This is a genomic window from Salinivibrio sp. IB643 (assembly GCF_001996105.1).
In the GTDB taxonomy this organism is placed as follows: domain Bacteria; phylum Pseudomonadota; class Gammaproteobacteria; order Enterobacterales; family Vibrionaceae; genus Salinivibrio; species Salinivibrio costicola.
In genome coordinates this window covers 194,491-203,443 of the sequence record NZ_MUFF01000001.1, presented here as the reverse complement: position 1 = coordinate 203,443, position 8,953 = coordinate 194,491, and the positions used below count along the sequence as shown (strand labels likewise).

The 8,953-nt window shown below is 51.3% G+C and carries 5 protein-coding genes; all 5 read left to right on the top strand.

All coding sequences use genetic code 11. The features are described from left to right. Positions 1–425: 425 nt before the first annotated feature. The 5 genes from gltB (at position 426) to btuF (ending at position 8,952) form a co-directional block, all read left to right on the top strand. On the top strand, positions 426–4,892 hold the full coding sequence (gltB, locus tag BZG77_RS00950) for a glutamate synthase large subunit (RefSeq protein ID WP_077645829.1): 4,467 nt from the start codon (positions 426–428) through the stop codon (positions 4,890–4,892). 12 nt (positions 4,893–4,904) lie between these two features. After that, the gene (locus BZG77_RS00945) at positions 4,905–6,317 is read left to right on the top strand and encodes an FAD-dependent oxidoreductase (RefSeq protein WP_077459816.1); all 1,413 of its coding nucleotides are present in this window, start codon (positions 4,905–4,907) and stop codon (positions 6,315–6,317) included. A 102-nt stretch (positions 6,318–6,419) separates the two neighbouring features. Further along, positions 6,420–7,115, top strand: a complete 696-nt coding sequence (mtnN, locus tag BZG77_RS00940; RefSeq protein ID WP_077645828.1) for a 5'-methylthioadenosine/S-adenosylhomocysteine nucleosidase — start codon at positions 6,420–6,422, stop codon at positions 7,113–7,115. Positions 7,116–7,128: 13 nt separating this feature from the next. Beyond that, positions 7,129–8,088, top strand: a complete 960-nt coding sequence (locus BZG77_RS00935) for a cobalamin biosynthesis family protein (RefSeq protein ID WP_077459818.1) — start codon at positions 7,129–7,131, stop codon at positions 8,086–8,088. 12 nt (positions 8,089–8,100) lie between these two features. Beyond that, the gene (gene btuF / locus BZG77_RS00930; protein WP_077645827.1) at positions 8,101–8,952 is read left to right on the top strand and encodes a vitamin B12 ABC transporter substrate-binding protein BtuF; all 852 of its coding nucleotides are present in this window, start codon (positions 8,101–8,103) and stop codon (positions 8,950–8,952) included. Position 8,953: the final 1 nt, after the last annotated feature.

Sequence of the window (8,953 nt, the reverse complement as noted above, 5' to 3'; positions counted from 1 at the left end):
CTCTGTTTGTTGTTAAAATTAGAATATCTACTCAAATTCTGCCTTTATTTAATAATTATTTAACTAAAAAGCATAATTGCGAATAGCTATTATTCCCTGTTTATCCGCATTAAAAGCACACTAAATCATAATCTTAAATCGTCGTTTTTTACATTTGTATATGCATAAAGGTTGCATACAAAAATTTGACCTTTGCGGGGTTTCCCGTTAATTTGGAAGGTCGCTGAGTCGTGTTTTCCCCTTATTTGACTCGGTTATTGTCTTTAAAAACAGCTAGTTAAATAACCAATAACCGACAAATCTCGTTAAAAAATCCCAACATAACGGGAGCATAGTCACAAGGCTAAGCCCGCTCAGAGTGGTCAGGAGGATCACGACAATAAATGCAATCACTGCGCATCACGCAGTAGCAAGGGAGAATTGCAATGTCGCTGTACAACCCAATGCTGGAAAAAGATAACTGTGGTTTTGGCCTTATTGCCCACCAAGAGGGAGAGCCAAGCCACAAACTGGTTCGTACCGCTATCGCTGCACTTGACCGCATGACCCACCGAGGTGGTATCAACTCAGACGGTAAGACAGGCGATGGTTGTGGATTGCTGCTGCAAAAGCCAGACCGCTTTTTCCGCCTTATCGCTGAGCAAAATCAATGGAAGCTTAGCCACCTTTACGCGGTCGGCATGATTTTTCTAAGCGCCGATCCAGCTAAAGCCCAACAAGCCAAACAACGCTTCGAGCAAGAAATCAACGCTGAAACCCTTTCAGTGGTGGGATGGCGAACGGTACCGACCAATCCTGACGTACTTGGAGACATCGCCAAACAGTCTCAACCGGTGATTGAGCAAGTCTTTATCAATGGTCCAGCCGGCTGGCGAGCTCGCGATCTCGAACGTCGCCTTTACATTGCACGTCGTCGCGCCGAAAAGGCCCTCACCGATGATGCAGATTTTTATGTGACCAGCTTGTCGACCCAAACCATTGTCTATAAAGGACTGTGTATGCCGGCAGATCTGCCGCGCTTTTACACTGATTTGGCCGATCTTCGCCTTGAGTCGTCGATTTGTTTGTTCCACCAGCGTTTTAGTACCAATACGCAGCCGCGCTGGCCGCTTGCCCAACCTTTCCGCTACCTCGCACACAATGGTGAAATCAACACCATTGAAGGGAATCGCCAGTGGGCGCGGACCCGTGCGTATAAGTTTAACTCGCCACTATTGCCAGATTTATACCAAGCGGCGCCATTTGTGAATGAATCCGGTTCAGACTCATCCAGCCTCGATAACATGATGGAAGTCTTTCTTGCCGGTGGTATGGACTTGTTCCGAGCCATGCGCCTGCTTGTGCCGCCTGCTTGGCAAAATCATCCAGATATGGATGATGCGCTCCGCGCATTCTATGATTTTAATTCGATGCATATGGAGCCTTGGGATGGCCCAGCCGGCATTGTGATGTCAGACGGTCGCTACGCGGCCTGTAACCTTGACCGAAACGGTCTGCGTCCAGCGCGTTATGTGATCACCAAAGATAAATTTATTACCTTGGCATCTGAAGTCGGCATCTGGGATTACGCACCGGATGAAGTTGAGGAAAAAGGGCGTGTCGGGCCAGGCGAGTTGCTGGTCATTGATACACGAGAAGGGAAAATTTGGCACTCAGGTGAAATCGATAATGAGCTCAAAAGCCGCCACCCCTATCGCGAATGGCTCGATCAACACGTCCGTCGCCTGACGCCTTTTGAAGATCTGGACCCACAAACCAGTGAAGGCAGCCGCAACCTGCAAGATGGTCAGCTCAAGACGTATCAAAAGCTGTTTGGCATGTCGAACGAAGAGATTGATCAGGTGGTCAAGGTCTTGGGTGATATCGGCCAAGAAGCGACCGGCTCCATGGGCGATGACACACCAATGGCGGTGCTTTCTTCGCGTCCGCGCTGTGTCAGTGACTATTTCCGGCAAAAATTTGCTCAGGTCACCAATCCACCTATCGATCCGTTACGGGAAAATCACGTGATGTCATTGGCGACCTGTATCGGTCGCGAGATGAACGTCTTTTGCGAGACCGATGGCCATGCCGAACGGGTTGCCTTTAAATCGCCCGTACTGCTGTTTTCGGATCTGATCCAGTTACTCGAGCTGGACGACACCTATTACCGCAATACGATTCTCGATATTAACTACAACCCGAACGAGAAAGATCTTCACCAAGCGATCCTTGACCTTTGTGATCAAGCTGAGCGCTGTGTCCGCGATGGCACCGTCTTGGTCGTGCTGTCTGATCGCAGTATTCATAAAGACACGCTCCCAATCCCAGCCGCCATGGCCGTCGGTGCAGTGCAAAAACGTTTGGTCAGCAAGAACCTGCGCTGTGATGCCAACATCATCATCGAAACCGGTAGCGCTCGTGATGCCCATCAGTTTGCGGTGTTACTCGGTTTTGGCGCCACCGCGGTTTATCCCTATTTAGCCTACGAAACGTTGGCTAATTTGGTCGATATTGGTGCGGTCAACCAACCTTATCGTGACGTCATGGTTAACTTCCGTAATGGCATCAATAAAGGTCTTTACAAAATCATGTCGAAAATGGGGATCTCGACCATTGCGTCTTACCGCTGCTCGCAACTGTTTGAAGCCGTAGGTCTGCATGACGATGTCATTGAACTTTGCTTTAAAGGCGTCGCGAGTCGGATTCAAGGGGCAAATTTTGACGATTTCCAACAAGACCTCATCAACCTTGCCCGTCGCGCGTGGATTAAACGCAAACCGCTTGAGCACGGTGGCTTGCTCAAATATGTGCATGACGGTGAGTACCATGCTTATAACCCCGATGTAGTGACCAACTTGCAAAGCGCGGTCCGCTCGGGTGAAACCATGGATTACAAAACCTACGCCAACACGGTCAATGAACGTCCGGTCGCGACCTTGCGTGACTTAATGCGCTTGAAAAAAGCACAAACGCCGCTTGCACTCGAGCGCGTAGAACCCGCGACCGAGCTGTTTAAACGCTTTGATTCAGCCGCTATGTCAATTGGCGCTTTAAGTCCAGAAGCCCATGAAGCTCTCGCCATTGCCATGAACCGTCTAGGCGGTCACTCCAACTCTGGAGAAGGCGGTGAAGATCCACGTCGCTTCAATAGCGAGCGTAATTCTCGGATCAAACAAATTGCCTCGGGACGCTTTGGCGTCACTCCGCACTACTTAACTAATGCCGACGTGCTGCAAATCAAGGTCGCGCAAGGTGCAAAACCGGGTGAAGGCGGGCAGCTGCCAGGGCATAAAGTGACCGCAGAGATCGCGAAACTGCGCTTTTCCGTGCCTGGAGTCACCCTGATTTCGCCGCCGCCTCATCATGATATTTACTCAATTGAAGATTTAGCGCAGCTGATCTTCGACTTAAAACAAGTGAATCCGCAGGCACTAGTCTCGGTTAAGCTGGTCTCGGAACCAGGTGTTGGCACCATTGCCACTGGCGTCGCGAAAGCCTATGCCGATCTGATTACCATTTCGGGTTACGATGGCGGTACCGGTGCCAGCCCGCTGACATCGGTGAAGTATGCAGGTAGCCCTTGGGAGCTCGGCCTAGCCGAAACCCAGCAAGCTTTGGTGGAAAATGGCTTACGCCACAAAATTCGCCTGCAAGTTGATGGCGGCTTGAAAACCGGTCTCGACATTATTAAAGCGGCGATTTTAGGCGCAGAAAGTTTCGGCTTTGGTACCGCCCCCATGGTGGCACTCGGTTGTAAATATCTGCGAATTTGCCATCTCAACAATTGCGCGACCGGTGTGGCAACCCAGGATGAAACCTTGCGTCGCGATCACTTTAAAGGCCTCCCCGAACAGGTGATGAATTTCTTCAAAGGCCTGGGTGAAGAGGTGCGCGAACTGCTCGCTGAGCTCGGGGTCGAGAAACTCACCGATCTGATTGGCCGTACCGACTTATTAGAGGCGGTTGAAGGCTTTACCGCCAAACAGTTGAAACTGGATTTAAGCCATATCCTTGAGGCGCCAACGCCTTGGCCGGGAAAAACCTTATATTGCAGTGAGCCGAATACGCCATTCGATAAAGCGGCGCTGAACCAGACTCTGCTGAGTGAACTGAGTGATGCGATTGAGGCGAATCATAGCGCGAGTATTTACCGCTCGGTCCGTAATACCGACCGCTCAGTCGGTGCTAGCTTGTCAGGCGTCATCGCCAAACGCTATGGCAATGCCGGAATGGCAGCCAATCCGCTCGATATTCAACTGCAAGGCACCGCAGGCCAGTCTCTGGGGGTATGGAATGCCGCTGGAGTCAACATTACCCTCATCGGTGATGCCAACGATTATGTCGGTAAAGGCATGAGTGGCGGACAGATTGTCATCCGTCCACCGGTTGGATCGGCGTTTGCCAGCCATGAGTCCACCATTATGGGTAACACCTGCCTGTATGGTGCAACGGGCGGCAAGCTCTTTGCTGCGGGTAAAGCAGGAGAGCGCTTTGCGGTACGCAACTCAGGCGTCCATGCCATTGTGGAAGGCGCAGGCGATAACGCATGTGAATACATGACAGGCGGTATTGTGGCAATTCTAGGGCGCACCGGTGTCAACTTTGGCGCTGGAATGACTGGCGGCTTTGCTTATGTGCTGGATGAAGAGGGCGACTTCCATGCCCATATCAATGCTGAATTGGTCGAGGCACTCTCACTGGAAGCTCTCACGATCCACCAAGAGCATTTACGTGGCTTAATTGCTCAGCATTTTGAGCTAACTGGCTCGGATCGTGCAAAACAGCTACTGGATGAGTTTGATCATTGGGTGCATCGCTTCTATTTGGTCAAACCCAAAGCGGCGGATGTGAATACTTTATTAGGCCATCAAAGTCGTAGCGCGACCGAGTTGCGCGTTCAGGCGCAATAAAAGGAGGGACCCATGAGCCAGAACATCTATCAGTTTATTGATGTCCAGCGCATTGATCCGCGCAAAAAAGCGATTGAAACGCGCAAGATTGAGTTCGTTGAGATCTATGAGCCTTTCACCGAGAAGGAGGTATCGGCCCAAGCAGATCGTTGCCTCGATTGTGGCAACCCGTATTGCGAATGGAAGTGCCCAGTACACAACTACATTCCGCAATGGCTAGAGCTTGCCAACCAAGGGCGGATTATTGAAGCGGTAGAACTGTCACATCAAACTAACAGCTTGCCAGAAGTCTGCGGCCGAGTCTGTCCGCAAGATCGTCTGTGCGAAGGTGACTGTACTCTCAACGACGATTTTGGTGCGGTGACTATCGGTAATGTCGAAAAATACATTACCGATAAAGCCTTTGAAATGGGCTGGAAGCCTGATATGTCACATGTCGAGTGGACCGATAAAAAAGTGGCCGTGATTGGCGCAGGGCCTGCTGGTCTGGCATGCGCCGATGTGTTAGTACGCAATGGCGTTAAACCCGTCGTCTTTGATCGTTATCCTGAGATCGGTGGTTTGCTTACCTTTGGCATTCCTTCCTTTAAATTAGAAAAGGATGTTATGCGTCATCGTCAGCGCGTCTTTACCGAGATGGGTGTAGAGTTCCGCCTCAACACCGAAGTCGGCAAAGATATTGAGATGCAAACCCTCGTGGATGACTACGACGCGGTATTCTTAGGTGTGGGAACCTATCAATACATGCGTGCCGGGCTCGCGAATGAAGATGCGCCCGGTGTCTTTGATGCCCTACCCTTTTTAGTCTCCAACACCTATAAAGTGATGGATCTGGATCATGCGCCCGACTTTATCGATATGGCAGGGAAACGCGTTGTGGTCCTCGGTGGCGGGGATACGGCTATGGACTGTGTGCGTACCTCGATTCGCCAACAAGCCGCTAGCGTCACCTGTGCTTATCGCCGTGACGAAGAAAATATGCCGGGTTCACGTCGAGAAGTTAAAAATGCGCGTGAAGAGGGCGTCAACTTTATGTTCAACCTGCAACCGCTTGGCATTGAAGTTGACGATAACGGCAATGTCCGCGGCGTCACCGTAGTGAAAACCCAATTGGGTGCCCCGGATGCCGCCGGCCGCCGTCGTCCTGAGCCGATTGAAGGCAGTGAACACATACTGGAAGCTGACGCGGTGATCATGGCTTTTGGTTTTCAGCCTCATGCAATGGAATGGTTGGAACCTTACGATGTCGCACTAGACGAACGAGGACGGATTCAGGCGCCTGCCAAAGGTGAGATCTTATACCAAACCACGAATCCGCGGATCTTCGCCGGCGGGGATGCAGTACGAGGATCCGACTTAGTGGTCACGGCTATCGATGAAGGCCGTAAAGCGGCTGAGGGGATCATGGATTACCTCGAAGTTTAAACGCGTTAAGATCAACGACAGCATCAGAAGTGCCTCAAAGGAGGCACTTTTTTATTGTCTAATGTACACTAACGGCATTAACGCGCGAACAGGATTATAACCATGAAAATCGGCATTATTGGCGCAATGGAGCAAGAAGTCACTCTACTGCGCGACAAGCTAACCAGCCTAACGACGCACCATGAGGGCGGTTGCACCTTCTACTCCGGCACCTTACACGGCCATGATATTGTTTTGTTGCAGTCGGGGATTGGTAAAGTAGCGGCGGCCATTGGCACCAGCTTGTTGCTTTCGCAGCACCAGCCTGATTGGGTGATCAATACCGGCTCTGCGGGTGCTTTTGAGCCCTCGCTCAATGTCGGAGACGTCGTTGTGTCTTCTCAGGTTGGTTATCACGATGCGGACGCAACCGCATTTGGCTATCAAATGGGGCAGGTGCCACAGCAGCCGGCAGTATTTGAATCGGATGAAGCCTTAATGCAATTAGCTGAGAAAGCGGTCGACGCTGAGACTCATGTGGTTCGCGGACTCATTTGTACCGCAGATACCTTCGTCCACACTGACGCACATCGTCAACATATCCACACTCACTTCCCCCAAGCCGTTGCCGCAGAAATGGAAGCGGCTGCCATTGCGCAAGTTTGTGCCCAGTTCAAAACACCTTTTGTGGTAGTACGTGCTATTTCTGACGTGGTCGCAGAAAAAGAGTCACCCATGTCTTTTGAAGAATTCTTGCCTCTGGCAGCAAAAAGCTCCTCCGCCATGGTCGAAAAAATGGTGACGATGATTAACGACTAACCCGACCACGATCATGGATGCTTTGCTTAACCCGCAACAATGGATACTGTTCGCCGCCAACCACGGAAGCTTATGGGCGCTGTGGCTGGCGGTGCTGATCCACTGGTTACTGCCGCTCTCAACCCAGCACTCTCCTTTTCAATATTGGCAGCAGTATGCCGTATTGCTGGCGAGCCAAGTCAATAAAGATAACGATCCTAAACAGCAACGCAAACTCGCGGGTGGTCTCGCCTTGGCCTTGATGTGCGGCACCTTGGCTATCTTATTGATTGCCGCTCGTGAGCTCGTCTGGTCACGTCCACTCTTTGATGGGATTTTGCTTTGGCTCGCATTAGCGTGGCGACCGATTGACCAATTTGGACACGCACTCGCGCAGGCCATTGATGAGCATGATAAAGGTACCTCGCGTGCATTACTTGCGACACAGGTAAACCGAGACACTGAGTCCTTGTCATTGATCGGCATCGGTAAAGCCGGCGCCGAAACGTTGATCCTCGGCACGGCTCGGCATGGCGCCTGTGTGATCTTTTACTATGCGCTTGCCGGTGGCGTCGGTGCCCTTTTATATACCAGTGTGGTTCATCTCCATCGCGTCTGGTCACCCAGCCGACTAGCCTATTATCCATTCGGCCTTGCAACCGCACGATTACTCAACCTAGTCGACACCATTCCAATGTCGCTGTTTGCGCTCGTATTGGCGCTAGGGCGTACGCCATGGACGCATCTCAAAGCTTGCTGGCAACAAGGCCGTCGTTGGCGCACGCCAGGACCGGGTTGGCTACTCGCCTGTGCGGGAAGCCGCTTTCAATTATCTCTCGGTGGCCCGGCTATCTATCAAGGCACGAAAACCCTCAGAACCAAAATTGGCTACGGGGTCACCCCGGCGTGTTACCACCTATTGCTTTTGCGTTTAAAATTAAAACACAGTGTTTTAATTTGGCTTGCGTTAAGCTCTTTGCTTCTTATTCTTTAAGGACTCGGATTGATGCCTCGTTTTCGCGCCCGCCTCGTGCTGCTTTTGGTATGTAGACCTGTGTTTCTCATCTCGCTTTGGGGACTGGCTTTCAGCGCTTATGCCACGTCACCTCGAGTGATCAGTCTTGCTCCTCATGCGACTGAGCTCGCCTATGCCGCAGGACTTGGTCCTCATCTAGTCGCAGCCAGCGCCTATAGTGATTATCCAGAGCAAGCAAAGTCTCTTGAACGCGTGGCCAATTACCGCGGGATAAAGTTAGAGCGCATTATCGCCCTAAAGCCTGATTTAATTTTAGCTTGGCGTGGCGGCAATCCGCCTAAACCGCTAGAAACTCTCGCTAAGATGGGATTTGAGATTCGTTACCTTAACCCCAACCAGCTTAGCGACATTGGCCAGTTTATTCGCGAGTTAGGCCGCTACAGTAAGACGTCTGATATCGCCACACGCAACGCAAAAGCCTTTGATAAAAAGCTCGCACAGCTCAAAGCGCGTTATCAGAACGCACCCTCTGTACGCTATTTTTATCTACTCAGCGATACGCCTTTAATGACCGCCAGTGATCGTGCTTGGCCGAGTCAGTTATTTCGCTTATGCGGCGGGGAAAATATTTTCGCCGAAAGCCCAGCCGCCTATCCGCAAGTGAATATGGAACAGGTGATCACTCGCTTACCACAAACGGTGTTCTACACCGGTGCGACATTGCCAGAATCTTGGCAATCGATGGCTGAATTAGTGCCCGATCACGCACAACGTTTTACCTGGCCACTGAATCCTGACTGGTTAACCCGCGCCACACCACGCGCATTGAATGCCGCAGAGCAAATTTGTACCGCCCTCGATAAAGTCCGTCACGCGCAATAGG

Excerpts from the sequence above, each read along its gene's own strand:
- gltB (WP_077645829.1), top strand. The coding sequence starts at position 426 with ATGTCGCTGTACAACCCAATGCTGGAAAAAGATAACTGTGGTTTTGGC.
- BZG77_RS00945 (WP_077459816.1), top strand. The coding sequence starts at position 4,905 with ATGAGCCAGAACATCTATCAGTTTATTGATGTCCAGCGCATTGATCCG.
- mtnN (WP_077645828.1), top strand. The coding sequence starts at position 6,420 with ATGAAAATCGGCATTATTGGCGCAATGGAGCAAGAAGTCACTCTACTG.
- BZG77_RS00935 (WP_077459818.1), top strand. The coding sequence starts at position 7,129 with ATGGATGCTTTGCTTAACCCGCAACAATGGATACTGTTCGCCGCCAAC.
- btuF (WP_077645827.1), top strand. The coding sequence starts at position 8,101 with ATGCCTCGTTTTCGCGCCCGCCTCGTGCTGCTTTTGGTATGTAGACCT.